Origin of the sequence: Paenibacillus kribbensis (assembly GCF_001705305.1) — a bacterium.
GTDB classification, from domain to species: Bacteria; Bacillota; Bacilli; order Paenibacillales; family Paenibacillaceae; genus Paenibacillus; species Paenibacillus kribbensis_B.
In genome coordinates this window covers 199,278-223,727 of record NZ_MCBP01000005.1, presented here as the reverse complement: position 1 = coordinate 223,727, position 24,450 = coordinate 199,278, and the positions used below count along the sequence as shown (strand labels likewise).

General features: G+C 49.6%; 23 protein-coding genes. 19 read left to right on the top strand and 4 right to left on the bottom strand.

Annotation, left to right across the window (positions count from 1 at the left end; genetic code table 11):
- Window positions 1-98 precede the first annotated feature (98 nt).
- Together BAZ21_RS11980 and BAZ21_RS11975 are read left to right on the top strand one after the other, a co-directional pair.
- Window positions 99-1,262 (top strand): glycosyltransferase family 4 protein, encoded by a 1,164-nt coding sequence (locus BAZ21_RS11980; RefSeq protein ID WP_068500487.1) that lies wholly within the window; start codon window positions 99-101, stop codon window positions 1,260-1,262.
- 113 nt (window positions 1,263-1,375) lie between these two features.
- A complete protein-coding gene (locus BAZ21_RS11975) occupies window positions 1,376-2,155 on the top strand; it encodes a WIAG-tail domain (protein ID WP_068500484.1) in 780 nt (259 codons plus the stop codon).
- A gap of 92 nt (window positions 2,156-2,247) precedes the next feature.
- On the opposite strand, the gene BAZ21_RS11970 is transcribed toward BAZ21_RS11975, so the two are convergent.
- The 3 genes from BAZ21_RS11970 to BAZ21_RS11960 form a co-directional block, all read right to left on the bottom strand.
- Window positions 2,248-4,011, bottom strand: a complete 1,764-nt coding sequence (locus tag BAZ21_RS11970) for a M4 family metallopeptidase (RefSeq protein ID WP_068500482.1) — start codon at window positions 4,009-4,011, stop codon at window positions 2,248-2,250.
- Between the two features lie 422 nt (window positions 4,012-4,433).
- A complete protein-coding gene (locus tag BAZ21_RS11965) occupies window positions 4,434-6,191 on the bottom strand; it encodes a M4 family metallopeptidase (protein ID WP_068500479.1) in 1,758 nt (585 codons plus the stop codon).
- 477 nt (window positions 6,192-6,668) lie between these two features.
- The gene (locus tag BAZ21_RS11960; RefSeq protein ID WP_068500476.1) at window positions 6,669-8,411 is read right to left on the bottom strand and encodes a M4 family metallopeptidase; all 1,743 of its coding nucleotides are present in this window, start codon (window positions 8,409-8,411) and stop codon (window positions 6,669-6,671) included.
- 573 nt (window positions 8,412-8,984) lie between these two features.
- On the opposite strand from BAZ21_RS11960, the gene BAZ21_RS11955 reads away from it, so the two are divergent.
- The 17 genes from BAZ21_RS11955 to BAZ21_RS11875 all read left to right on the top strand — a co-directional run bounded on the left by BAZ21_RS11955 (window position 8,985) and on the right by BAZ21_RS11875 (window position 24,164).
- Window positions 8,985-9,923 (top strand): glycosyltransferase family 2 protein, encoded by a 939-nt coding sequence (locus BAZ21_RS11955; protein ID WP_068500472.1) that lies wholly within the window; start codon window positions 8,985-8,987, stop codon window positions 9,921-9,923.
- On the top strand, window positions 9,920-10,855 hold the full coding sequence (locus BAZ21_RS11950) for a glycosyltransferase family 2 protein (protein WP_068500469.1): 936 nt from the start codon (window positions 9,920-9,922) through the stop codon (window positions 10,853-10,855). Before BAZ21_RS11955 ends, BAZ21_RS11950 begins: the two co-directional genes overlap by 4 nt.
- A complete protein-coding gene (locus BAZ21_RS11945) occupies window positions 10,852-11,652 on the top strand; it encodes a glycosyltransferase family 2 protein (RefSeq protein ID WP_068500466.1) in 801 nt (266 codons plus the stop codon). The genes BAZ21_RS11950 and BAZ21_RS11945 overlap by 4 nt, the downstream gene beginning before the upstream one ends.
- Window positions 11,649-12,380, top strand: a complete 732-nt coding sequence (locus tag BAZ21_RS11940; RefSeq protein WP_068500463.1) for a sugar phosphate nucleotidyltransferase — start codon at window positions 11,649-11,651, stop codon at window positions 12,378-12,380. The genes BAZ21_RS11945 and BAZ21_RS11940 overlap by 4 nt, the downstream gene beginning before the upstream one ends.
- A gap of 72 nt (window positions 12,381-12,452) precedes the next feature.
- The gene (locus BAZ21_RS11935) at window positions 12,453-13,913 is read left to right on the top strand and encodes a glycosyltransferase family 2 protein (RefSeq protein ID WP_068500461.1); all 1,461 of its coding nucleotides are present in this window, start codon (window positions 12,453-12,455) and stop codon (window positions 13,911-13,913) included.
- A gap of 117 nt (window positions 13,914-14,030) precedes the next feature.
- Window positions 14,031-14,318 (top strand): nucleoside-diphosphate sugar epimerase, encoded by a 288-nt coding sequence (locus BAZ21_RS11930; RefSeq protein ID WP_068500457.1) that lies wholly within the window; start codon window positions 14,031-14,033, stop codon window positions 14,316-14,318.
- Window positions 14,319-14,347: 29 nt separating this feature from the next.
- Window positions 14,348-14,680 carry a hypothetical protein gene (locus tag BAZ21_RS11925; protein WP_025716719.1) on the top strand — a complete coding sequence of 111 codons (333 nt, stop codon included), beginning with the start codon at window positions 14,348-14,350 and terminating at the stop codon, window positions 14,678-14,680.
- Window positions 14,680-15,102, top strand: coding sequence for a hypothetical protein (locus BAZ21_RS11920; protein WP_068500454.1), 423 nt, complete (start codon window positions 14,680-14,682; stop codon window positions 15,100-15,102). Before BAZ21_RS11925 ends, BAZ21_RS11920 begins: the two co-directional genes overlap by 1 nt.
- Window positions 15,103-15,145: 43 nt before the next feature.
- Window positions 15,146-15,340 carry a hypothetical protein gene (locus BAZ21_RS11915; RefSeq protein WP_068500450.1) on the top strand — a complete coding sequence of 65 codons (195 nt, stop codon included), beginning with the start codon at window positions 15,146-15,148 and terminating at the stop codon, window positions 15,338-15,340.
- Window positions 15,341-15,518: 178 nt separating this feature from the next.
- Window positions 15,519-16,610 (top strand): CgeB family protein, encoded by a 1,092-nt coding sequence (locus BAZ21_RS11910; protein WP_068500447.1) that lies wholly within the window; start codon window positions 15,519-15,521, stop codon window positions 16,608-16,610.
- Window positions 16,611-16,643: 33 nt separating this feature from the next.
- On the top strand, window positions 16,644-17,777 hold the full coding sequence (locus tag BAZ21_RS11905; RefSeq protein ID WP_068500444.1) for a CgeB family protein: 1,134 nt from the start codon (window positions 16,644-16,646) through the stop codon (window positions 17,775-17,777).
- A 60-nt stretch (window positions 17,778-17,837) separates the two neighbouring features.
- The gene (locus BAZ21_RS11900; RefSeq protein ID WP_068500442.1) at window positions 17,838-19,526 is read left to right on the top strand and encodes a glycosyltransferase; all 1,689 of its coding nucleotides are present in this window, start codon (window positions 17,838-17,840) and stop codon (window positions 19,524-19,526) included.
- Window positions 19,527-19,651: 125 nt separating this feature from the next.
- A complete protein-coding gene (gene wecB / locus BAZ21_RS11895) occupies window positions 19,652-20,743 on the top strand; it encodes a non-hydrolyzing UDP-N-acetylglucosamine 2-epimerase (RefSeq protein WP_068500440.1) in 1,092 nt (363 codons plus the stop codon).
- Entirely contained in the window at window positions 20,736-21,722 is a 987-nt protein-coding gene (locus tag BAZ21_RS11890; protein ID WP_068500437.1) for a polysaccharide biosynthesis protein, read from the top strand. The genes wecB and BAZ21_RS11890 overlap by 8 nt, the downstream gene beginning before the upstream one ends.
- Entirely contained in the window at window positions 21,719-22,540 is an 822-nt protein-coding gene (locus tag BAZ21_RS11885; RefSeq protein WP_068500434.1) for an SDR family oxidoreductase, read from the top strand. The genes BAZ21_RS11890 and BAZ21_RS11885 overlap by 4 nt, the downstream gene beginning before the upstream one ends.
- Window positions 22,528-23,457 carry an NAD-dependent epimerase/dehydratase family protein gene (locus BAZ21_RS11880; protein ID WP_068500430.1) on the top strand — a complete coding sequence of 310 codons (930 nt, stop codon included), beginning with the start codon at window positions 22,528-22,530 and terminating at the stop codon, window positions 23,455-23,457. Before BAZ21_RS11885 ends, BAZ21_RS11880 begins: the two co-directional genes overlap by 13 nt.
- Window positions 23,454-24,164 carry a glycosyltransferase gene (locus BAZ21_RS11875; RefSeq protein WP_068500427.1) on the top strand — a complete coding sequence of 237 codons (711 nt, stop codon included), beginning with the start codon at window positions 23,454-23,456 and terminating at the stop codon, window positions 24,162-24,164. The genes BAZ21_RS11880 and BAZ21_RS11875 overlap by 4 nt, the downstream gene beginning before the upstream one ends.
- A 95-nt stretch (window positions 24,165-24,259) precedes the next feature.
- Here BAZ21_RS11875 and BAZ21_RS11870 read toward each other — a convergent pair whose 3' ends face one another.
- Window positions 24,260-24,442: a hypothetical protein gene (locus BAZ21_RS11870; protein WP_068500425.1), complete on the bottom strand. Its 183-nt coding sequence runs from the start codon at window positions 24,440-24,442 to the stop codon at window positions 24,260-24,262.
- Between the last annotated feature and the right edge of the window lie 8 nt (window positions 24,443-24,450).

Here is a 24,450-nt window from a genome sequence, read left to right as displayed (position 1 = left end):
AAGTGAGAAATCAGGCACCTTTCAGGAAAGGAGACGATATGATACTAGATGAGTGTTGAAGCGTGTTGGAATAAGAGAGGGAGGTAGGTGAAGGATGGATGCAGAGGCCCAAGGTAGCGGTCGTTACACCGGGTTCTTTTGTTATACCTTCGCCCCGCAGCAGCTCTGTGGAGCGGGTTATTGCCTGTATGGTCCCTCTAGCCAGTCATATGCTTCAGGCACAGATCTATGGGATCAAGGGAGCAGAGACACCGGACCATGGAGACGTGGACGGAGTCCCATGCATGCGTTATACGCAAGGGGCAGGCTATATTCCCAAGGTAATTGCTGACTTGAAGAGATGGTCACCTGCAGTAGTAGATGTACACAACCGCCCGAAAGCTGCTTATGCCATTCGCGAGGCTTTGCCTGATAGCCGAGTGGTGCTGACTTTGCATTCGACCACTTTTATCCGCGAGCCCCATCTCAAACGGGAGGACGTAGGCAGACTGCTGCTGCCGCTCGATCGGATCGTCGTGAACAGCGCCTATTTGGGGGCCATCGTCGCCGCCAACAGTCCCGCTGTTGTTAGGGAACGTATCGTCGTAAACAACCTGGGCATTCATCCGGGTGATTTTCTGCCACGCTGGACTCCGGTAGGAGAAGCGGTCAGAGCGGCGCGATTGGACGATTTCGGCTGGCCAGGCCGACGAATCGTGCTATACGCAGGCAGATTGATGCCGGGGAAGGGTGTTCACCGGCTGCTCAAGGCCCTGCGACGAGTCGTTCGCGCGTGCCCGGATGTGCTGCTGCTCATTGCAGGCAGCGCCTTTTACGGTCACGACCGTCTCACACCGTACACGGCTTCGTTGCATCGGCTGATGCGTAAACTAAGATTGGGAAAGCACGTCCAATTTCTGGACTATGTTCCCCATCCGGCGCTGGCCTCGCTCTATCAGTTGGCCGACGTGGCTGTCGTTCCTTCGGTGGAGGATGAAGCCTTCGGGCTGGTCAATCTGGAAGCTATGGCGGCAGAAATGCCCGTGGTTGCTTCCCGTATCGGCGGCATTCCGGAGGTTGTACAACACGGCGAGACGGGCTGGCTTATTGATCCATCCCCCGAGGAGCGGGAAATGGCTGCGGCCATCATCAGACTGCTCCGACAGACGGACTTGCGGCGGCGGATGGGAGAAGCCGGGCTTGGCGAGGTGCGAAGACGGTTCTTATGGCAGCATTCAGCACAGCGATGGGCGCAAATGATGCTGGACTGTGTAACCGAGTGACGTGGGCGCCTTTATGTGCATAGGCTAACTTATAGGCATTAGCCATGATTCCCAGCCGGGTGAATGAAGCGGAGCGACCGCTGGTTCACTCCTGTGCCAAAGGAGCGGTCACCATGAATCATCGTACGAACCATGGTCATAAGGATAAAAAAACAGCGCGGCGCAACCTTCCCAATGCGGCCCCCTCCCCCCGTGTAAGCAAGGATAAAACGGCTTCGACTTCTGGCATTCATAGACTGATACAGCGTGGAGGGGCAGAAGTACCCGCATCCGTAGAAACGGAACCCTCGGTTCAAGCTGTTGAAGAAGTGGCCAGGAAGAAGCATAAGCTGCCCAAGACGCTGGAGGAAGCGATGCTGATGAATCGGGCATCTGTACTGCTGTTGTCTGTACCTGATTCGGATACGGAAATCCGGACGGATAACGATCTTCCGTTGATCACGACGGAAGGTCGGGCAGAGCAAGAATCGTTACTCGATTGTTCCATTACCAGTATCCACATTGCAGAAGGAAGACATCGCTCTAAGCAGCGAATGGTCTTGCCTGGAGAAGATGCCGATCCAGGTATCCACGCTGACGAACAATTGAGAGTGGATGCAATTCAAGACGGATTATCGGCCTGTGACGAGGCTTCTGATCCAGAGAGGGCTTCGTCTCAATTTGGCAACATTCCTTTTCACCTGCCCGCCTCAACGGACAGGGATGAAGTGAGCATTGTCTTCAAAAAGCCATTTATAAATACCCAATATGTAGTCACAGCCAATGCAAGTGTGTCGGGGGTGATGGTAGCTGTCACAAAACGTCAGAGGCATTCAGCGGTACTTACTGTGGAACGCGAACATTCGGGTCCGACATGTGAAGGGGTGATCCTGTGGATTGCGATGGGATATTGAAGGCAGAAAAAGGCGTCCCGCTGTGGGGACGCCGTATATATAAGGAGGAAGGGGGTAAACTTGTAATATCTGAGGAGATGTGTTCAACCAACTTATTTTATACCTACAGCATCAAAGGACTTGATGGCAGAGGTAACCGCTATTGAATCCTCACCGTAGCTATCCTTGGCCGCCTGAATGACGGCAGCACGCGCGGTGGAGAAGTTAGAGGTCGAAGTCAAATAGTTAGTAAACGCATTATAGTAGATATATACGGCAGCATCACGTCCGATTCCATCTACCTTGATTCCATGGAAGGTCCCGCCCTGTGCCAGTAGATAGTAGGCTTTATTAATAATACCGCTATTGATGTGGGCCCCGCCATAATCCTCGTTATTTGGATCAGGATAAAAATTGCTGTAGTGATCTACTTGACCGTATTTGACAGGATCGGAAAGGGAGCGGATGGCGTCACCCTTAATGTTAGGTGTATAAGCGACTTTGCCAAAATTCCAATTGGTACGATCGATGTCATTGCCGATAATATCCGAGATGGCTTCGCTCAGGGCAGCAGATTCACCGAAATACACCAGCCCGGATGAATGCTCGGTTACGCCGTGCGTCAGCTCATGGGCGACAATTTCAAGATCGCTGCTAAAAGGAGCAAATGTGGTGCCGTCTCCATCTCCGTATAACATATGCGTGCCGCCCCAGTGGGCATTATTGTAGTTCTTTGGACCGTAATGGACGGCCGAGGCGATGGCCATGCCATGCCCGTCAATGCTGTCGCGCCCAAATTTATCTTTAAAATAATCATAAGTACGAATCGCGTAAGCATGGGCATCTACCGCAGCCGGATCTTCCCATACGTTATCTGAATCTGTATACAGGGTGCCGGGAAGCGTCTCGGTGTTGTGAACGTTATAAGTTAAAATGCCTTTACCACGTGTAGTATCCTTTAGCTGGTACTTTTTGCCTGAAGCGGTGGTTTCAAATGTTTTGGTATCACCAAATACACCGCGTCCTTTGCCGATTACTTCGTTAAGGATGTCATATTTGTATACGATTTTTCCGTCATTAGCGTCAATGAAGTAACGTGTGCGCAGTAAAGTAGGCTGCAAAATGTTAACTTCAGTTACATAAATGAGACGAGTTGTGTCTCCATCGGGATAGATGTACAGCTCTGCTGTAGGATCTACGCTTGGTTCCAGATTGGCGATCTTGGCAATAGATGAGGATGAAGGCTCTGCCACTTCCAATGGTTCCTTATCAATAGAAATTGATAATTCATTGTTAGATGCTTTTTCGTAAGTGTCTTTACTTACATTACTTGTGTTCTCGACAGGTTCAGAAACGGTATTGACGGAAGAAGAAAGTGATTGAATCCGTGTAGCTGCATCTTCGTAGGCGGTATATACGGCCTCAGTAGCGCTGATTTTTGGAGTTGTGTTTTCTTTAGCGTCGGCTTGCTGATCCTCTGAAATGACAGCTCCCAAATAAGAGGTAATTTTACCGGACTTGTTCACATGAATTGTTTGTTCGGCTCCAAATACGGGAATTCCGTCCACATACTGTTTGAGTCGATAATGTGTTGTACCAAATTTGTCAGTAGTTCGATCCATGATGCGAAATTGCTTACGGACATTGGTGCCGCTGTTGATATTGTCCAAGCTCATTAACGTTTTCTGTTGTCGATTCAAAAAGCTCCAGACCAGGTTGTCACCAGTCACTGATGAAGGAGACTTCCAGCTTACCGTTTGAAATGTTGGTGTAAATTGAGTTGGATCGGGAACAGCATTTTCAGCTGCGGAGGCTCCAGGAGCGGCAGAACCTAATAGTATCGCTGCTCCAAGAAGTGAAAACCATACTTTGTTCATTAATACTCACTCTCCCTAGATAATGTGGGATAAAAATACCCGATTTGAATAGATATTACGTCATGTATGTAGGTCTTTCATGTCTCGGCTCTGATATTAGCACAGAGAATGTCGAACGAGAAGATTGATTTTACAGAATTCACCAAAATGATTCATTAGTCCCAAAATGTTAATGGAAATGTCGTATATGGTCGAAATCTATCGAAAAATACGAGGTGGGCTAACTTTCGCATAGCCATTCTAGGTTTAGAAAAAAATGGGCAACCCTTGAGAAGGGATGCCCTAGATATAGGGGGAAGGGGTACAGACTTGCACTGCACCCCCATTTTTGTTGACTGCTTATGAGCAGGATCAAGTGAGGGCTGTGTAGCAGGTGTCTATCTATTGGATGAGGAGCAATTGCGAGGAACACAGGATATCATTTACTTGATTCCTACCGCATCAAAGGATTGAATAGCGCTGGTTACTGCTAGCGAATCAGCACCATAAAAATCCTTGGCCGCCTGTATAACAGCAGCGCGTGCGTTAGAGAAGTTGGAGGTAGAGGTCAAATAGTTGGTAAAGGCATTATAGTAAATGAATACAGCTGCTTCGCGTCCGATACCGGTTACCGTTACACCATGGGACGTACCGCCCTGTGCCAGCAAATAATAGGCTTTGTTAATAATACCGCTATTCGTATGGACGCCGCCTTCATCATCATTGTTAGGGTCCGGGTAGAAATTGGAATAATGATCCGGCTGGCCAAATCTTGTAGGATCGGACAGGGAACGCAGAGCGTCGCCCGGAATGTTAGGCGTATAAATACCATCGCCAAGGAGCCAGCTGCTGCCATCAATATCGTTGCCGATAATATCCGAGAAGGCTTCATTCAGCGCACCGGATTCACCGTAATACTCCAGATTGGAGGTAAACTCGGTGACACCGTGAGTGAGTTCATGCCCCACGACATCGGGATCGCCGCTGAAGAAGGTAAATGAGGACCCGTCCCCGTCTCCGTAGGTCATTTGGGAACCATTCCAGAAGGCATTGTTATATTTTTTGCCGTAATGGACTGTTGAACGAATTTGCATACCACGTCCATCAATACTATCGCGACCGAATTTATTCTTATAGTAGTCATAGGTTTTAATTGCGTAGGCATGCGCGTCAACAGCTGCGGGATCATTCCATACATTATCCGCATCTGTCAAAATCGTACCCGGCGTCGTCTGGCGATTGCCAGCGGTGTAAGTCACGATTCCCTTACTGCGTGTTGTGTCCTTCAACTGATACCCATTGCCTGAAGCCGTAGTCGTGAACGATTTGGTTACACCATCCACGCCGCGGCCAGTACCTGTCGCGTAGTTGAGGATATCATACTGGAATACGATTTTGCCGGTTTTCGCATCAATGAAGTAGCGTGTGCGCAGAGGCGCAGGTTCAAGAATATTAACCTCTGTTACATAAACCAGCCGTGTAGTCTCACCATCAGGATAGATGTATAATTCTGCTTTGGGTTCTACACTTGGCTCCAGATTAGAAATTTTGGCAATGGAACTCTGCTCTGCTTGGTCAGTTGGCGTTAAAAGTACGTTGTTATATGTCTCTGCGTAAGTATCTTTACTTACACTGCTTTGAATCTCACTGCTTTGAATCTCACTGCCTTGTTCCTCACTAGCCTCAGAAAGGCTATCATTGATGGAAGGGAAGGATTGAATCCGGGCAGCGGCTTCTGCATATGCGGTATAAACGGCTTCAGTCGCGCTGATTTTTGGAGTAGTATCTTCGGTCGCGTCTTGCTGTTGATCCTCTGAAATGACGGCACCCAAATAAGAGGTTACTTTACCGGCGTTGTTCACATGAATGGTCTGTTCAGCCCCATATACGGGGATCCCGTTTACATACTGCTTCAGTCGATAATGGCTTGCACCGGATTTGTCGCTTGTACGATCAATGATGCGGAACTGATCACGGACACTGGTGTTGTCTGTATTCAATAAGGTTTTCTTTTGTCGATTCAAATAGCTCCAGACAATATTGTCGCCGGTTACCGTGGAAGGAGCCTTCCATTGCTCGGCATGAAAAGTCGGTGTTAGCTGAGTAGGATCAGGAACAGAATGCTCTGCTGCTGATGCACCTGGTGCTACAGCCCCTAATAACATCGCTCCTCCAAGAAGTGAAACCCATACTTTTTTCATTAAAATCACTCTCCCAAGTGTAGGTCAGGATCAATCGTATCCTGTTTTGTTTGGCATGGTTGCCATCTATGTAGGTCTTGTTGCCTGTTATTTTGTTGCTTGTCTAAAACGAGATCACCATGGAAAAACAAACTTATGCAAAAAAAAGTTTTATTTTTTTTTGTGATTACATCGTCTTGGCTCTGATATTAGCACAGAGAATGTGGAACGAGAAGAGGTTTATTCCAAATTACTCCAAAATGAGTCTGAAGTCCCTAAATTGATTTTTATTTGTCTTATTTAGTCGATAATGATCGAAAGATGCTATAGACAAAAAAAGGACGTCCCTTTGAGGGGACGCCATATACATAAGGGGGAAGGGGTACAGACTTGTACACTGCACCCCTAAGTCGTCCATTGTATGCGCAGGGGCAGATGACAGTTGCACAACGACAAAGGTCTATGGACGAGGATCATTGAGGGGATCATGTATTTGATTTATTTAACACCTACAGCATCAAAAGATTTGGCAGCTGCGGTAGCTTGTGCCGAGCTCGCACCATAGAGATCTTTTGCCGCCTGTACAACAGCAGCGCGTGCGTTGGAGAAGTCGGAAGAAGAAGTCAGGTAGTTCGTAAAGGCACTATAGTAGATTTGGACAGCAGCGTCGCGGCCAATTCCACTTACAGTTACGCCATGGAAAGTACCGCCCTGGGCCAGCAGATAATAGGCTTTATTAATAATGCCGCTATTGGTATGAACGCCACCGTTATCCGAGCTGCCTTTATACAAGTTGGAATAGTGGTCTGGTTGATCGTACAGGGTAGGGTTGGACATTGAGCGCAGAGCATCACCCGCAATGCTTGGCGTATAAATATCATCGCCTATCAGCCAGTTTTTACGCTGAATATCATTGCCGATGATGTCCGAGAAGGCCTCATTCAACGCACCGGATTCTCCGTAGTATTCCAAATTCGAAGTATACTCCGTAACACCGTGTGTGAGTTCATGACCAACTACGTCGGGATCACCGCTAAAAGCGATAAATGTGGTGCCGTCTCCGTCACCATAAGTCATTTGGGAGCCGTTCCAGAAGGCGTTGTTGTAGCGGTTGCCGTAATGGACCGTCGAACGGAGCTGCAGGCCGCGTCCGTCAATGCTGTTGCGATTGAATTTTTCCTTATAGTAATCATAGGTTTTGGCTGCATAAGCATGGGCATCTACGCCGGCTGGATCATTCCATACGTTATCGGCATCGGTCAGGATCGTGCCTGGGATGCTTTGACGGTTGGAGGCCGTGTAAGTCACGATTCCATTCCCACGAGTCGTATCTCTTAACTGGTAGCTGCTGCCGGAAGCGGTAGTGTTGAATGATTTGGTATCACCGAGTACACCTTTACCTGTGCCTGTCGCTTCATTAATGATGTCATACTGGGATACGATTTTGCCATCATTGGCGTCAATGAGGTAGCGTGTACGCAGCGGCGCAGGCTCCAAAATATTAACCTCTGTCACATAAACCAACTGCAATGCATCACCCTTAGCATAGAAATACAGCTCAGCTTTAGGAGCTACCTCAGGCTGCAGGTTGGCGATTTTGGCAATGGAATTGGGCTCTGCTTTCTCAAGACTGAGCTTGTCCTTTTCAATAGAACTCGTTTTTTCGTTGTTAGCTGCTTCGGAGTAAGTGTCTTTGCTTACACTGCTTGGCTCCTCCGCCTCTTTAGAAATCGTATCATCGGAGGTAGGGAGGGCTTGGACCCGTGCAGCTGCCTCCTGATATGCGGTATAGACCGCTTCAGAAGCGCTGATTTTCGGAGTTGTACCTTGCGTAGCTTCTTCTTGCTGATCCTCAGTAATCACGGCTCCCAGATAAGAGGTCACTTCACCGGATTTGCCCACATGAATGGTCTGTTCAGCTCCATATACGGGAATCCCGTTTACATATTGCTTCAGCCGATAATGGCTCACACCGGATTTGTCGCTTGTGCGATCAACGATACGGAATTGATCACGGATACTGGTGCTGTCCGTACCCAGCAACGTTTTCTTTTGCCGATTTAAATAGCTCCATACGATGTCGTCACCCGATACCGATGAAGGTGCTTTCCATTGTTCGGCATGGAAGGTTGGCGTAAGCTGAGTTGGCCCCGAAACGGAACTCTCCGCTGCTGATGCACCAGACGCTACAGACCCTAATAACATCGCTCCTCCAAGAAGCGAAACCCATACTTTTTTCATTAACATTCACTCTCCCCGATTAGTGTCAGGATGAATCATCCTGCATTGACTAGGCATTACGCCAAATTAGGTAAGTCGTGTTGTCGTCTGGAACATGAAGAAAATGGAACGTGAAGAGAAATACCGAAGTGTGTTTTTCGTGAAGTTTTTCATGAAGCGTGAGTGAAAAGAGGGGGACTGCAGGTGAAGCATATAGCCTAAAAAGGTGACAAACTCCTCCTTTCCTGTCGTATATTAGAAAGTGGAATAATAGTGGATAATGGAAAAAAGTTTCCTTATGCAAAAAAAACAAATGCTGATTTATTGAACTCCCATCATCTGGCTCTGATATTAGCACAGAGAATGACGGACGAGAAGATCTATGTCACAAATTTATCCAAAATGAATCTTTAGACCCTAATAACCGATTTATTTAATAGGAATAATAAGTTTTGTAAAAAAAAGTCGAAAATTGCTTTGTCGAAAAGACTCCACGCTTGCCGTTACACACGGTATTTGGACCGCATAGGTTATGTTGAACTGTCCTAATCACGCTGTCCATCTATACAGCAATAAGGGAGGTGAGACGGGAGCATGAGGAAGCAGAGAAGAGGTGGATTCAAGCTCAATCGCAGGCGGCATTCCAGTGCTAATCATTACTCAAAGATGTGGCTGCCGGTAAGAGTACCCAAGCTGCATATGAACCCGATAAGTCCTGTCATGGAGGAGGAACCGGGCGTGAAAAAAGGCACACAGACAGGTGAGGAGCGGCCATCTGAACCATCAGCGAGCGGCAAATTGCTCGTATCTGTCATTATCCCTGCCATGAATGAGCAAAAAACGATCGGAGCTGTTATTCGTGAGGCACGCCGTGTCCACCCACATACCGAAGTTATCGTGGTCGAGAACGGATCAAGCGACAGGACGGCGAAGGTGGCAGCGGCGGCGGGGGCGCGTGTAATTTCCTTCCCGGAACCGCTGGGACATGATGTGGGCCGTCGGATTGGAGCGGAGGCAGCCTCCGGGCAGGTACTTCTTTTTCTGGATGGAGATATCGTCATTCCCTACGTCAGACTCCGACCGTTCATACAGGCTATATGCGCAGGAGCGGATATTGTGCTGAATGATTACCATGGACCCGTGAATCGTACGTCTGTACATCCGGTGGTTGATGCAAAGCATGTATTGAATATTTTGTCGAACCGTGCTGATTTAGGAGGGGCATCCATGACGGGTATTCCACATGCCATAAGTCAAAGGGCCTTGAAAAAAATAGGTCTAAAGTCACTGGAGAAACCCCCTTTATTTCAAGCTATGTCCATCGTCTCCGGGTTGCGAGTGGTGACTGTATATGGAATAGCTGTCGGTAGAATGAATGCAACACGCAAAAAACAAGACGGAAAGGACCCGCTGGTGGATGTGATTGTACAGGATCATCTGGATGCTATTGCCTGGATTACATCACATCTGGGGACACGTGCGGGATTCACCGATTTGAAACGCAAACGGATCAGAGACGAGGTGAAACCGTGAGCAGAGAGTATCGCAGAGGGAAGCGTGACGACCCAAGCCGGGGGATCAGACGTGTACAGCGCAGACAAGGGTCGACGCATACAATACACAGCCGCAGGGTGAGGAAACCCGCACCTCGGGGAAAGGAAATGACCGAAGTGAGCCGGCCCCAGATACAGGAAGTTCCTGAGGACATTCTGCTGCAAGGAACAGCAGCAGCCGTGGTCAGTGTCTGTAATGAGGAGTCGACAATTGACCGGGTATTGGGTGAGTTGGAAAAACTTCCGCTTAAGGACATCATTGTCGTTTTGAACGGCTGTACGGACGACACTCGCTCCATCGTAGCGAAGCATCATCCTGGCGCGACTCTCGTCAACATACCGGATCGGCTGGGGCATGATGTCGGGCGTGCTGTAGGCGCGCGTATGACGCAAGCTGATATCGTGCTGTTTGTGGACGGAGATTTGCCGATTCCAGCGTCTGAGTTGCTCCCTTTTCTCCACGCGGTTGATCAGGGAACGGATGTGGCGCTTAACGATCTGGGCAGACATTTGCCGCCCTATGCACAGCAGGACAGCGTAACACGGTGCAAAGGCTTCCTGAACCGCATACTGCGCAGGCTGGATCTTGGAGCAAACTCATTGACTGCTGTACCGCACGCCTTGTCGCGACGCTCGCTGGATTTGCTTGGGCCGGCCATGCTCGCTGTCCCGCCAAAGGCCCATGCCATGGCGGTGCTGCACGGCATGATGGTGGCAGCCGTACACTCGGTCGACGTCATTAAAACGAACCGCAAGCGGACCTTCAATACCGGCAAAGGAAACGCTATGGAGCAATTGATCGTCGGTGATCATGCGGAGGCGCTGACGGCGGTATTGAAGGTAGCCGGTACTTCTCCGTTTGGTCCCGTTCCTACACGGGCAGACGTTGCCAAAGGGAGGAATGCACGATGAGTGTGACGAGCATTATTATCCCGACTTATAACGGCCTGCATCTGCTCAAGCCATGTATTGAGGCGATTCGGACACATACGGTAAATGTACCTTATGAAATCATTGTAGTAGATAACGCTTCAAATGACGGGACGGATGCTTTTTGTGAAGCGGAGCGGCTGATCAGCGTACGCCTCCCCGAAAACCGGGGGTTTCCGGTAGCTTGCAATATAGGGTTCCGTCTGGCTTCGGGTGACCAGCTTGTCATATTGAATAATGATGTGACGGTTACGCGCGGGTGGTTATCCAATCTGCTGGCTGCATTACAGAGCGAAAGCACGGTGGGACTGGTGGGACCGGTGACCAATTATGTCAGCGGTATTCAGCAGATTCACGGATTGGCAGGGGATTTCGCCAGTTGCAGACGGTTTGCCGAGCAAAATAATACAAGTAATCCGTCCAGATGGCAGGAGGTCAGGCGATTGGTCGGATTTTGCATGTTGTTCCGGCGTCAGCTGGTGGAACGGATCGGATTGCTTGATGAACGGTTCAGTCCCGGACATTATGAGGATGATGATTTCTGTCTGCGGGCACGCGTGCATGGCTATAAGCTGCTGATGTGTAAGGACTGTTTTGTTTACCACCAGGGAAATGCCAGCTTCTCACGCGTGGACACTTCCTGGGTCGAAGAGCTGATCGAGCGGAACTATCGTTTGTTTATGGAGAAATGGGGCATAGATCCCAGAATGTTTATCGAAACTGGAAACGTTGAGGGATTACACGCTGAACATGCTGTCGAAGGAGGAGGGAAGATATGAAAGGGGTTATTCTCGCAGGAGGAACCGGGTCGCGCCTTCATCCGTTGACTTCATTACTCAACAAGCATCTGCTTCCGGTCGGCAAATATCCCATGATTGTGTATGGTATCGAAAGACTGCGACAGGCAGGAATCACCGATATGCTCATCATTATTGGCAAACAATCGGCTGGACTGTATACCGATTTTTTGGGCAGCGGCAGAGATTATGGTGTCCAATTGACATACCGGATTCAGGAAAAGGCGGGCGGCATTGCGGAAGCACTCGATCTGGCGAGAAGCTATATGCAGCCAGAAGAAAAATTCACTGTTTTGCTGGGGGATAATTTGTTCAAGGAGGACCTGGGCCCTGTCATCGAACGATTCAAGCAGCAGCCACCGGGGAGCGCCAGAGTATTGTTGAAAAAGGTGGCAGATGCCCGCCGTTACGGAGTACCGGTGTTTGATCCCGAGCGGCCGGAGAGCATCTCAAAAATTGAAGAAAAGCCAGAAAATCCCCAATCCAAATATTGCGTTACTGGTATTTACATGTACGATACTGCCGTATTCGATAAGATCAGGCAAATTAATCCTTCGGCACGCGGTGAGCTTGAGATCACGGACGTCAACAACTGTTATGCCGCTGAGGGCAAGCTGGAATATGATATTTTACGGCGATACTGGAGCGATGCAGGAACCTTCGATTCCCTGCAGGAGGCTGGAATAAAAATGAAAGGGCTTCTGCCCTGATCTCAATGAAACACCATCAGGCCGGGCCAGGCATATAGTATAGGCATAATGCCACCCGGAGGAGTGAACGGCATGAAACGCCTGAGTATACGAAGGAAACACAGCAAGCGGCTCGGTAAGAAAGGCTATTGGGCAGGATATAAAAGGGGTCAGGAGCAAGGCAGCAGATTTGGCCAGGCTTCGTTCGGCAAAGTGTTTGAAGGCGTCAGCATTATCATTCCGTCCTGCAATCAGCTGCATCAGCTTCGAGCATGTATTCACCGTATTGAGGAGTATACGAGCCATCCTCATGAAATTATTGTGGTGGACTCCGGCTCGACGGACGGAACACGCACCTATTTGCTCCGTAAAAGCATCGCTGTGCGTTATGCGCTGCTAAAAAAGGATGTTCATATGCTGGGCAGCCTGAATCAGGGACTGATGATGGCAAAAGGCACAACCATTGCGGTACTGGACCCACATGTTATGGTGACTCCCGGCTGGCTGGATCGTTTGCTGGAGTGCTTGTACAGCGATCCGCGGCTGGGGGTCGTCGGGCCTGTAACGAATGGTCCATTCGGAGCGCAGCAGATTGAGGTTCCTTATATAAACGAAAATGAAGCATATCCATTTGCCAAGACCTACAATATTTCCAACCCGGGCGCATGGCGAGAAACCGAGAGCTTGGCCGGATTTTGTTTGCTGCTGCGCAGAGAAACACTGGAAAAAACAGGATACTGGGACGAAGGCTGTCACAGTGGTCAGGAAGCCGCTGAAGATTGGCTGCTGCGTGTTCGCTTGTTGGGGATACGTATGGCAATTGCCGGAGATGCTTTTATCCATTACGCAGAAAGTGATCGGGATACGGCCTATGCTTTTCTCCAGTCGACCGGAAAAAGCGGTTCAATGGAGGAGAGTAGCCAGAACCGATCCTTTTTTGTCCAAAAGTGGGGGGACATGAATAAGCTGCTCCACAGTCAGAAAATCGGCGCAGCGCAGCCGGATGGGCAGGTAACATCTGGCGAGCAAGGACGTGTGTCAGCGGCAAGCTTCTATCCCGTCGGAGCGCTCGTTCAAGGACCATCCGGTGCAGTATTTCGGTTAGAGCCGGGAAGAAGGCGTTTTCTGTATAGAGTTCGTGCTGCGGGAGGTGAATACGTAACTCCCGTCAGAATATCCCAGCTTGATCTGTTGGCACTTCCCCTGGTACCGAAGCCGGAGGTCATGGTTTCCAGTGATACGGAAGTGCCTGTAGTTGTACCGCCGGAGGAGCCCATTCCTGTGCTGGCGGCTTGCGAACCGGAAAACATGCCCATGCTCCCTACGTTTAATATTCCGGCTCAACGCAGGCAATGGATTGAGGTACTGTATGCCGAAGGCAGACAACTGTATCAAATCGGGAACGGCTGGAAAAGGTCGTTCCTCACCCCCTATGCAGCCATGAGCTGGCGGGCGGCTGACTACCGAATTCAGTTGTTGTCCCCCGGAGATTTGTCCGCGCTGGTGGAGGAGCGGCCTATTATTGCGCCACCCGTACTGCACGGGCATCTGTAATGATCGGAATAGGCGCTTTTAGGCGGAACCGACTACTCGCTGTGGCATACGCTGTAGTAGCGGAAAGCCCGTAGGATTCGTGGGTTCCGCAAGGCGGAGCACATAAAGGAGGGGCTTATGCATAACGAGGTAGATGATTTGCTAGTTCATATTTCGCATTCACAGCAGCAGATGTCAAGGCTGCTGGATGCGGAACGGCAGGTGGTCGTGCGTATGGCGCAGATCATACATGAACTGCCTGATGAGGAGCCGCGTTTTGACGGAATTCCGGGCATTCTGGAAAGCTCGGGACAAGTAAACAAAAGCATTGTTGCCTACTTGAACGGTATTGCCGATCTTCAGGAAGCAATGGCTGAAATGCTCGTTCGTGTCGTGAAAGAGACGGCATACCCGGAAGAGGAGTAACGTACCAACCGAGGGTAGGGAGTGAACACATGAGTAGGGAAAAAGCAATGATTCATATGCTGGATGCAGCTTCCAAGATGCAACGAAACGTGTCCATGATCCTGGAGGCCAAGGCGGTCGAAGCGGAAAAGATGCGTAATTGGGCGCTGAACCATCTGGCGCCCAACGCATTTGATACCGATGAAGAGCAGCTGGGACGGCCACTGGAAGTTCATGAGCAGATGGTGGAAATGCTGGAGGGACTCACCCGGCTTCAGACTGGACTTTGCAGCAATCTCAAGGCATTGCTGGATCAGGATGAGCAGCAGGGTGGCGGAATGGAAGGGATGATGGGAGGAATGGGCTCGGGAGATATGAGCTAATGAGCATGAGGCGTGAACGCGAGATCAAGCTGGATATGCTGGAGTCTATTGCTGCCAGCCAGCACGCCGTCGCCCGGATGCTGAGCAGTCTTGCGGACTTAACGCCCCATACGGATATGTCGGCTACCCGTCTGGAGGAGACCATTCGGATACTCAGCAACTACCAGGGAAAAATCACGCAAATGCTGGCAGGTATTCCATTAAGGCGGCAGGTATATGGGAAACCAACGCAGCCGTGGCTCCATATCTCTGTTCAAAAAAATGAAGCCATCACGAGAAAGCAGAGGAGGGATGAAAATGAGTACAAGATGGGAACGCATCACTCGGAGCAAAGCCCGCAAAAGACGCAGAGATGCCCGTCGTTCCAGCATTCGCAGATTAAAACGGAGAAGAAGACGCCTGCTTGCTCTAAGACGTCGTAGAAGAGGACTTCATTCAATACGCAGACGCAGAAGTCGTCATCTGATGCGACGGCGCAAAAAATCTCACAACCCAGCAGTAGCCCCTGCTGCGGAAAATCCACAGCCCGGGCCTGCCCGGCTGGAGCATGATCCGCAGGCGTATCAGCAGGGTTATGATGCAGCATACAACGAAGGGTTCAATTCCGGCTTTGCAAAAGGCTATGAAGATGGTCACCAGATCGCATACAAGGCTCAGTAAATAGTACGGATCATTGAATATCACTCCCCCCAGGCTAACAGCTTCGGGGGTGTCTGTGGTTTGGTAGCTGGACAGGCAAACGCCAATTTTGTCCGGGCAGTGGCAGTCGTCCATGATGCGTTTGACTCCTCCGCATATAGTTTAGGAGTGACAGAAGTTTATCCTACAACAGGACAGGGTGAAGGATGTGAACGATCAACGAAGCGGAAATGAACGCGAAGCATACCGATGCGGCTACCGGGAAGGACGCAGAATGGGCGGTTGCACGGCTGCTCTGTCACAGGTCGTGGCAATACAGCCTGCTGTTCGCCCTTTGAAAGTGTTATACATTCCGCAAGGCTTCACAGCTATAGACACGGGTGTGCAAGACACACTAAACCAAATGTGCAGTGCATTCGTTATCGGTACGCCCGCCACGATGCTGGCTGACGCCAAGGTCCATCGTCCCAACCTCGTGCTGGTCATGAACGGGCTGCATATTTTTCCGGAGGATCATCTGGAGCAGGTGCAGCAAATACGAGCCTTGGGCATTCGGACGGCCATCTGGTTTGTAGACGATCCCTACTTTACGGAGGATACAGCGTTGATCTGTCAATCCTACGATGTCGTATTTACGCACGAAATGTCCTGCTTGCAGCTTTATCGCGATCAGGGAGTAGCGAGGGTACACTATTTGCCGCTTGCAGCATCAGCCCGCATCTTTTATCCCCGGCGGGTGGAGCGGGAGCATCAGCATGATATTTGCTTCATCGGTAATGCCTTCTGGAACCGTGTGAAGCTGTTTGACCAACTCGCTCCCTTTCTGGCGGACAAAAGAGTGCTGATTGTAGGTGGAAGCTGGGATCGGCTGACTCGCCGAGATGTGCTGGAACGTTTTATCCGTCCGGTTTTTATGGAGCCGGAGGAGACCGCTCAATACTATAACGGCTCCAAAATAGTCATCAATATGCACCGCCCGACAGACCCCGGACTAGATAACCGGAATACACATCAGCTGTCAGCGGAGTCCATCAATCCCCGGACATACGAAATTGCGGCTTGCGGTACGCTTCAGATGACGGACATTCGGAAGGACCTGAGCCGTTATTACCGACCAGGATATGACATCGAAACCTACTCTGGAGCAGAGGAGCTTCAGGTCAAGCTGGACTATTATCTCAAGCATGACTGGGAGCGCGAACGCATGGCCTGGCGCGCGCTGCATACAACGATGCAAAAGCATATGTACTCGAATCGTATAGGAGAATTGCTGGACAAGGCGATGGCCTAAAGTAAACACCAAATACAGTGAGGAGTGAAAGTGATGACGATATCTACGACAGGACCGTATGACCCGGCTGTTCATCAGACGGCGGCAGCCTCCTGGGAAAAGGGGAGAACTGCGGGGCTCCATGACGGCTACGACGAAGGATATCTGCGCGGACGTGCCAACGCGATTGTGGCCCGGACGAAAGCAGTGTTCCCTTTTCGACAAATCCATGTACTGTATGTCGTCTCGGGCAAAGGCCTTCCGTATTCTCCGCTGGATGAGGCAGTCATTCACACGTTGCAAAGCATGACGGCTCAGGTTAGCGTAACGGACCCGCGCCAGCCGGTAGGAGATATTGCCGCTCAGCTCCGTCCGAATCTGATGCTGGCACTGGACGGGATGGATCTTCCAATGGAGCAGGTTGCAGCGGTGCGCCAGTTGGGCATCACAACCGCTATCTGGCTAACGGATGATCCTTATTACACCGATACGACGACCAAAATTGTTCCGCATTATGATCATGTATTCACGCTGGAAATGAATTGCTTAGAGCTGTACCGTCAGCTGGGCTGCTCGTCTGTACACTATTTGCCTTTCGGGGCTTTCCCAACTCACTATTTTCCGCTTAGCTCACCCGTTTCGGCAAGACATGAAATTGGCTTTACCGGTTCAGCTTATTGGAATCGCATCTATTTCTTTAATCCGATTATGCCCCAGCTCGCGGCACGCAACATTAAAATCAACGGAATCTGGTGGGACCGTCTGCCTGATTATCAGTCGTATGGTGACAAAATTGAGGTGGGACGCTGGATGTCTCCGAACGAGACCAATGATTTGTATAACGGCAGCAAAATCATGATTAATCTTCATCGCTCTCATCAGGATGATTCCGTGAACAACAACGCGCTGAAACTCCCGGCGGCTTCCCCGAATCTGCGCACATTCGAAATTTGTGCCTGCGGCACCTTGCAGCTGACGGATACAAGGGATGATCTGGCTCGTTTTTACAAACCGGGCGAAGAGATTGAAACGTACAGCTCCCAGCAGGAATTGCTGGAGAAGATTGAGTTTTATTTATCGCATGAAAAGGAGCGCCGTGAGATTGCTTTGCGTGCGCTGGAACGAACCCTGCGGGAACACACCTATGGTCACCGGATAGACCGACTGCTGTCGATTGTATTTCCATAATACCATTCGAGCATCTGTTGGTTGCTATTTTAGAGGAGGTGAACTCCGATCAAGCCGAAAATGATGCTATTCAGCCATGTCAGCAACGTCCGTAGTATTACGGGAGCCGAGAAGCTGCTATTGCAATTTTGTTTGGACATTCGTACGTACTTCGACTGCATTCTGGTAACACCCGGTGAAGGGCGGCTGACCACGTATGCCCGCAAGCGCGGGATCACTGTTCAGATTCAGAATCTGTTCATGCTGCACGGCATGTATACCCCATATGAGGGATTGGCGCAGGATGCGGAGAATTTGCGAAACCATGTTGCGTATGCACCGCTGCTCCAAATGCTACAGCAAGCTCGCCCTGATGTGGTGCTGGTCAATACCTGTGTGAACGTTATGCCTGCGATGGCTGCCCAAGAGCTTCATATTCCGGTGATCTGGAAAATAACCGAGGTCATCAACCAGAACGAGCATACGCCAGTTTCTGTCTCCATCATTGATCGTTACAGTCAATGGGTCATCGGCATTTCACAAGCCGTTATGCGTCCTTTGTATGGCGGGGGGCTGACACGCCCGCATACGGTGTTGTCACCTTGCCGGGATATGGATATGCCGCCTCCCAAGGAGCATGCACTGGAACGTAAAAGAAAACGTGAAAAGCTGGGGCTGCGGGATTTTCATATTTGCATTGGTTATATTTCTTCCTTTATCTACGAAGCCAAGGGGCTGCTGCCTTTTGTCCAGATGGCTCTAAAGCTGTGCGAAACCCATTCGCGCTGTCGTTTCTGGATTATCGGCAGCTCGGTAGACTCGGAATATTACGTAAAATGCGTCTCGTTGATCCGCCAATCCCGTTATAGTCGCCGCTTTCAGTTCAACTCATTCGAGGAGTCTGTGTCGATTGCCTATAGCGCGATGGATATTGTTGTGATCCCCAGTATGGTGGAGGAAGGTTTTGGTCTGACGGCACTGGAAGGGCTGGTTTACGGCAAGCCTGTTGTAGCCTTTGCGCAGGGCGGATTGGTCGAATTGATGGAGGCGACCGGAAATACGGATTTTTTGGTGGAGCCGGGGAACAGCGACATGCTGGCGCAAAAAGTGGGCTATCTGCTCGATCATCCTAAAGAAATACAACGAATTGGTGTACGTAATAACAGCGCGGCCATGCGTGTATACGGACCCGATTCCTATCGAAGCAACTTACATGTCATGGTTAGTCAATGGGTGTGCCATCATCCGCATTGGTTTCCGCTGATTCAGCAGCCGGGTGGACCTGTATGGACGAGGGAAGGCGAAGGGCTGCGTCAGGTCATCGCTATACCCGAGGCGTTTACCAGCACAATTCGAGAATTTCCCGAATCGGTGGTTTGTCAGCTGCCTGTGCTGGGGCTGCCGCCAATCGAATATGCGGCCATTCAGGGCTTGCCGCAACCAGCTCCTCCTTTGCCTGAGTCACAGCCAGAACCGCGCCGCAGCAAGCGTAGTATGCGCGCAAGATGGCCGAAGGGCCGCAGGCATATCAGACTACGCAATCGTAGGAGCCGTAAGCGTAGCAGTAGTAGCAACGGCAGGGGCCACCGCATTCACTGGTCTCCGCTGTCAGGGCTTCTGCCGAAATCCAAGTCCAGACAGAAGCTCAGGTTAAAGCGGAAGCTCAAACGAAAACTCAAGCTCAAGCCTGCGTCGAGGCATCTGTATCCGCACAAGCGGAAGCGACTAGCGCTCAAGGCTGGACGGCGTACAAGACAACGGTCCGGGTGAACGAACGTACACCGGGCCGTTGAACTGAACGTTAAACTGGAGCATAGCCAGTCTGCTGAATGAATCTCATCCATTGAACTCCACAGCTTAATGAAACAACGACAGCAAAGGTGGGTTCCAAAACCATGAAAATATTGACCGTGCTCGGCACAAGACCGGAAATTATACGACTCAGCCTGATCATTCCGAAGCTGGACCGTTATGCAGATGAACATGTGCTTGTGCATACGGGCCAAAATTACACGGAAAGCCTGAGCGGGCAATTCTTTCGCGAGCTGGGCCTGCGAGCCCCGGATTATGTGCTTCAGGAAAAGGCGGGGACGCTGGGCAAACAGCTGTCTGCCATGTATTCGCAGATGGAGGACATTTTAAACAAGGAACGCCCGGATCATGTGCTGCTGCTTGGTGATACGAACAGTGCTTTATGTGCCTTGCTTGCGGAACGTATGGGCTACCCGGTCGTGCATATGGAGGCAGGGAACCGCTGCTATGACCTGGATGTGCCGGAGGAGAAGAACCGCCGCGTCATTGACGCCATTTCTACGATTAATATGCCGTATACGGAGCAAAGCAAGCAGCATCTCCTACGGGAGGGCTATCCGAGTCAACGAATTATACTGACGGGGAATCCGATCTACGAAGTAATGCAGCATTATGAGAAAGAGGTGTCTGGCAGCGACATTTTAAATAAACTCGGACTGTCGTCGGGGGAATATTTCCTGGTTACTGCCCACAGAGCTGAAAATGTCGACCATCCGCCGCATTTGCTGGCTATTTTGGATGGTCTTAACCGGGTAGCCCGGCAATCCGGTCAGCGGGTCATTTGCAGTATTCATCCTCGCACCGCCGCCCGAATTGCAAGCCATCCACCGATCCAGCTTGATCCGCTGGTGGAATTCCACGAACCGTTCGGATTTTTTGACTTCGTGCTGCTGGAGCGGCATGCCCGCTGCGCTTTAACGGACAGTGGCACCGTACAGGAGGAATGCTGCGTCATGGGCGTGCCGACGGTCACGATGCGCCGGACGACAGAACGGCCGGAAACGGTAGATTGCGGTAGCAATATCGTATCCGGGCTGGATGGCGAGGTTATAGCGAACGCAGTAGCCTTAATGACTGATATGCCTCATAAATGGCAGTGTCCCGCAGGCTATCTGGCGGAGGATGTGTCAGATAAAGTAGTTAAATTTCTGCTTGGAGGGAAACGGCATGTTTGAAAACCAACGTATCTTGGTTACCGGCGGTACCGGCTCCTGGGGGCATGAGCTGGTTGCCCAGCTACTGCCGCGTAACCCCAAAGAAGTCATTATTTATTCACGCGGAGAATCGAGTCAGGTTGCCATGAACAGACAGTTTGAAGATGAACGACTCAGCTTCTGTATTGGAGATATTCGGGATAAAGACGCGCTGCTTACCGCTTGTCAGGGTGTGGACTATGTGTTTCACTTGGCAGCTCTCAAGCACGTGCCTGTCTGCGAGGATCAGCCCTATGAAGCACTCAAGACCAATGTCGTAGGCACCCAAAACGTGATCGAAGCCGCTGTTGCCAATCAGGTGAAGAAAGTTATTTATATATCGACTGACAAAGCCGCGAATCCGTCCAATTTTTACGGCATGACGAAGGCGATTGGAGAAAAGCTGATTGTCTACGCCAATCTGCTGAATAGTGATACACGGTTCGTGACAGTGCGTGGCGGTAATGTATTGGGCACAAACGGTAGCGTGGTGCATCTGTTTCAGAGCCAGATTCGCCAGAAGGGCAAGGTTTCGATCACAGACATGAATATGACGCGCTTTTTCCTGACTCTACGGGATGCGATCAGTCTACTGTTTAAGGCGTCGGTGGAAAGTATCGGTGGTGAAATTTTTATCATGACCATGCCTACCTGCCGAATTGTCGATCTGGCAGAGGTGCTAATAGAAGATAGTGGTATAGAAAATGTGCAGATTATCGAGAGAGGCATTCGCCCTGGCGAGAAAATTCATGAAATTTTAATGAGTGATTTTGAAAGCAAGACGACTGTCGTATATGACGAGCAGTATCTTATTATTCTCCCCATGCTGAATATGCCGGAATTGGAGGAGCGCTACAAGCAATGTTGTCCGGTGTCCTTCAGCAGCTTTAGCTCGGAGTTTAATCTGATGTCGAAAGAGGAAATTCGAAGTATCCTCCAACGCGGGGGGTTCATAAAATGAAGCTTCTCATTTTGGGTGGCAACGGCATGGCAGGCCATGTATTGGTAGATTATTTTAAAAAAAACGCTGAATATACAGTCTTCTACACAACCCGGAATACACTTGATTCGGAGGGCTTGGTGTTGGAAGCAAGTGATTCCTTTATGGTCGAAAAGCTCGTGGAGGCTGTCAGACCAGAGATTATTATTAATGCTACTGGTGTGCTGAATCGTAAGGCCGAAGAAAATAAAATCGCAGCTTACCAAATCAATGGCCTTTTGCCCCACGTATTGCGCCATACGGCGGATAAATTTGGAGCGCGCTTGATACACATCAGTACGGATTGTGTATTCGAGGGTACGCGTGGCCATTACCGGGAAGATGACGTCACTGACGGAACAAGTATCTATGCATCTACGAAAGCGCTGGGTGAGATTCAGGCAACGGGACATCTGACGATCCGGACTTCGATTATCGGTCCGGAGATTCGGAAGCAAGGTATCGGGCTTATGCAATGGTTTATGCAGCAAAAAGGTCCAGTTACAGGGTATCGGCGTGTTTTTTGGAATGGGGTCACAACGTTGGAACTGGCTAAAGCGGTGGAATTTTTTATGACGCGTCCGATTTCCGGTCTGATTCATTTGTTTCATCCTGAACCGATCTGTAAACATGATTTGCTGCTTCTCATCAAGCAAATTTGGGATCTGAAAGATATTACTGTCGTTCCCGTCGATGTCCCAGTCCAGGATCGTTCGTTGGTATCAATACGCGAAGACGTCTCTTATCCTGTGCCGGTTTATGAGCAAATGCTGAAGGAGCTGTGGGCATGGATGCAATAATACCCGATTCTAAAAAAACGATATTGATCACTGGGGCATCGGGATTTACAGGAAGGCATGCATGTCAATATTTTGTGGAGCAAGGGCTGCAAGTTGCAGCCTTTGTTCGCAGAGTAGACGACACGTTACCGCAGGGTATCGAAACTTATCTGGGAGATTTATTAGACAAAGAACGTCTTCGCGAGGTTTTAGAATGTGCTGCACCCGACTATGTTCTTCATCTGGGCGGTAAAAATTCCGTACCCGACTCATGGGAGCAGCCGTTGCTTTATATGCAGACGAATATACTTTCTACTTTGTATCTGCTGGACGCTCTTCGTATGTTTCCTGCCTGCCGAACTGTTATTGTGGGATCTCGCCTTAGTTTTGAATTGACTGTTCCTTATCGACCGTCTCATCCCTACAGTTTAAGCAAAAGCCTTCAGAAAGCGGCAGCACTTTCCTGGCAAGAACTGTTTGGGCAACAAGTGATACTGGCTGAGCCGTCCAATTTAATAGGACCGGGTCCGTCTACCGGATTTTGTGCTCTGCTTGCCCGGTATATTGTACGCTGCGAGCGAGGAGAAGAATCTCATTCCTTTACAGTGTCCTCACGTTCAAAAAAGCGGGATTTTCTGGATGTACGCGACGCTATTCGTGCCTACGATCTGTTGTTGCGCCAAGGAGAGCCAGGAGAGATTTACCAGGTGTGCTCAGGAACGGAAACCGGTCTTGGTAATGTCGCTGATAAGCTGCTGTCTTTTGCAAAAGAGACTGTTTCGGTGGAATGGGGGTCTGAACCGCTTACGCTTTTGGAGAAGCCATTGTCATACCAAGCGGATCAGCTTGAAAAATGGGGATGGAAGCCACAAATTCCGCTTACGGCATCACTTTACGACATTGTTCAATATTTCCGGAGAGAGGAAGGGAGCGTATGAAACCGACAGTTTCAATTGTGATCCCATTTTTTAATTGTCCATATATTGAACAGGCGATCCAAAGTTCCCTTAACCAGACATATTCCCAATTGGAGATCATTGTTGTAGATGACGGTTCAACAGCCCATGCTGAACGACTTGATCCTTATCTTTCCCATATCTATTATCTAGGGAAGAGGAACGGAGGTACGGCGAGTGCTCTGAATCATGGAATTCGCCATGCTTCGGGTGACTACATTGCATGGCTGAGTTCGGATGATTTGTTTCATAAAGATAAAATCACTCATCAAATTGATTTCATGTTGGAACGGGACGCTTACATTTCCCACACAAATTACAACTATATCGACAATCGCGGTGAGTTAATTGAGAATAACGTCGCACCGTCATTCTCAACCACGGTTGATTTTCTTCGCTGTTTTCTGCTGGCTAACCCGATTAATGGGTGTACGGTTATGATGAAGAGGGAACTGTTTAACCATATCGGATTGTTTGATGAATATTTGACCTATACGCATGATTTGGATATGTGGCTCAGAGTCATGTTGAACGGGTACGACATTCCATTCTTGAACGAATCGCTGACTTCTTACAGATGGCATAACGGCATGGGAACGTTACAGTATCGTTCGGCTATTGAAAAGGAAATATCGATAACGCAAGCCAGATACCGTGAGCCACTTCAGCAATTGCTTAGCCAAAAGTAGTGGACGGTAAGAGGAAAAAATGCACGCCCGACATACAATCCGCTGGGTGTGCATTTTTTTCACTAATTGTGCAGGGAGCTCTGCCGCATTTTAAGTCAATGGTTTAAATAGTTATTTAAAAAGTAAAGGGTCGTTTGATCCGGTACAAAATAGGAATCAGGAAGATTTTGTTTAATTCTATTCCATATTTTATAATCTACTAACAAATCAATATCAGATGTTGGCTTAACAAACAGAATGTTGTATAAATCTGAAATGACTTTATAGGAATCACTCATCGATATCT

What these genes read in the sequence shown, in the direction of transcription:
- BAZ21_RS11880 (WP_068500430.1), top strand. Translation starts at nt 22,528, where the DNA reads ATGGATGCAATAATACCCGATTCTAAAAAAACGATATTGATCACTGGG.
- BAZ21_RS11885 (WP_068500434.1), top strand. Translation starts at nt 21,719, where the DNA reads ATGAAGCTTCTCATTTTGGGTGGCAACGGCATGGCAGGCCATGTATTG.
- BAZ21_RS11935 (WP_068500461.1), top strand. Translation starts at nt 12,453, where the DNA reads ATGAAACGCCTGAGTATACGAAGGAAACACAGCAAGCGGCTCGGTAAG.
- BAZ21_RS11980 (WP_068500487.1), top strand. Translation starts at nt 99, where the DNA reads ATGCAGAGGCCCAAGGTAGCGGTCGTTACACCGGGTTCTTTTGTTATA.
- BAZ21_RS11915 (WP_068500450.1), top strand. Translation starts at nt 15,146, where the DNA reads ATGCGACGGCGCAAAAAATCTCACAACCCAGCAGTAGCCCCTGCTGCG.
- BAZ21_RS11905 (WP_068500444.1), top strand. Translation starts at nt 16,644, where the DNA reads ATGACGATATCTACGACAGGACCGTATGACCCGGCTGTTCATCAGACG.
- BAZ21_RS11875 (WP_068500427.1), top strand. Translation starts at nt 23,454, where the DNA reads ATGAAACCGACAGTTTCAATTGTGATCCCATTTTTTAATTGTCCATAT.
- BAZ21_RS11870 (WP_068500425.1), bottom strand. Translation starts at nt 24,442, where the DNA reads ATGAGTGATTCCTATAAAGTCATTTCAGATTTATACAACATTCTGTTT.
- BAZ21_RS11965 (WP_068500479.1), bottom strand. Translation starts at nt 6,191, where the DNA reads ATGAAAAAAGTATGGGTTTCACTTCTTGGAGGAGCGATGTTATTAGGG.
- BAZ21_RS11975 (WP_068500484.1), top strand. Translation starts at nt 1,376, where the DNA reads ATGAATCATCGTACGAACCATGGTCATAAGGATAAAAAAACAGCGCGG.
- BAZ21_RS11890 (WP_068500437.1), top strand. Translation starts at nt 20,736, where the DNA reads ATGTTTGAAAACCAACGTATCTTGGTTACCGGCGGTACCGGCTCCTGG.
- BAZ21_RS11925 (WP_025716719.1), top strand. Translation starts at nt 14,348, where the DNA reads ATGAGTAGGGAAAAAGCAATGATTCATATGCTGGATGCAGCTTCCAAG.
- BAZ21_RS11920 (WP_068500454.1), top strand. Translation starts at nt 14,680, where the DNA reads ATGAGCATGAGGCGTGAACGCGAGATCAAGCTGGATATGCTGGAGTCT.
- BAZ21_RS11970 (WP_068500482.1), bottom strand. Translation starts at nt 4,011, where the DNA reads ATGAACAAAGTATGGTTTTCACTTCTTGGAGCAGCGATACTATTAGGT.
- BAZ21_RS11900 (WP_068500442.1), top strand. Translation starts at nt 17,838, where the DNA reads ATGATGCTATTCAGCCATGTCAGCAACGTCCGTAGTATTACGGGAGCC.
- BAZ21_RS11930 (WP_068500457.1), top strand. Translation starts at nt 14,031, where the DNA reads ATGCATAACGAGGTAGATGATTTGCTAGTTCATATTTCGCATTCACAG.
- BAZ21_RS11955 (WP_068500472.1), top strand. Translation starts at nt 8,985, where the DNA reads ATGAGGAAGCAGAGAAGAGGTGGATTCAAGCTCAATCGCAGGCGGCAT.
- BAZ21_RS11940 (WP_068500463.1), top strand. Translation starts at nt 11,649, where the DNA reads ATGAAAGGGGTTATTCTCGCAGGAGGAACCGGGTCGCGCCTTCATCCG.
- BAZ21_RS11945 (WP_068500466.1), top strand. Translation starts at nt 10,852, where the DNA reads ATGAGTGTGACGAGCATTATTATCCCGACTTATAACGGCCTGCATCTG.
- BAZ21_RS11960 (WP_068500476.1), bottom strand. Translation starts at nt 8,411, where the DNA reads ATGAAAAAAGTATGGGTTTCGCTTCTTGGAGGAGCGATGTTATTAGGG.
- wecB (WP_068500440.1), top strand. Translation starts at nt 19,652, where the DNA reads ATGAAAATATTGACCGTGCTCGGCACAAGACCGGAAATTATACGACTC.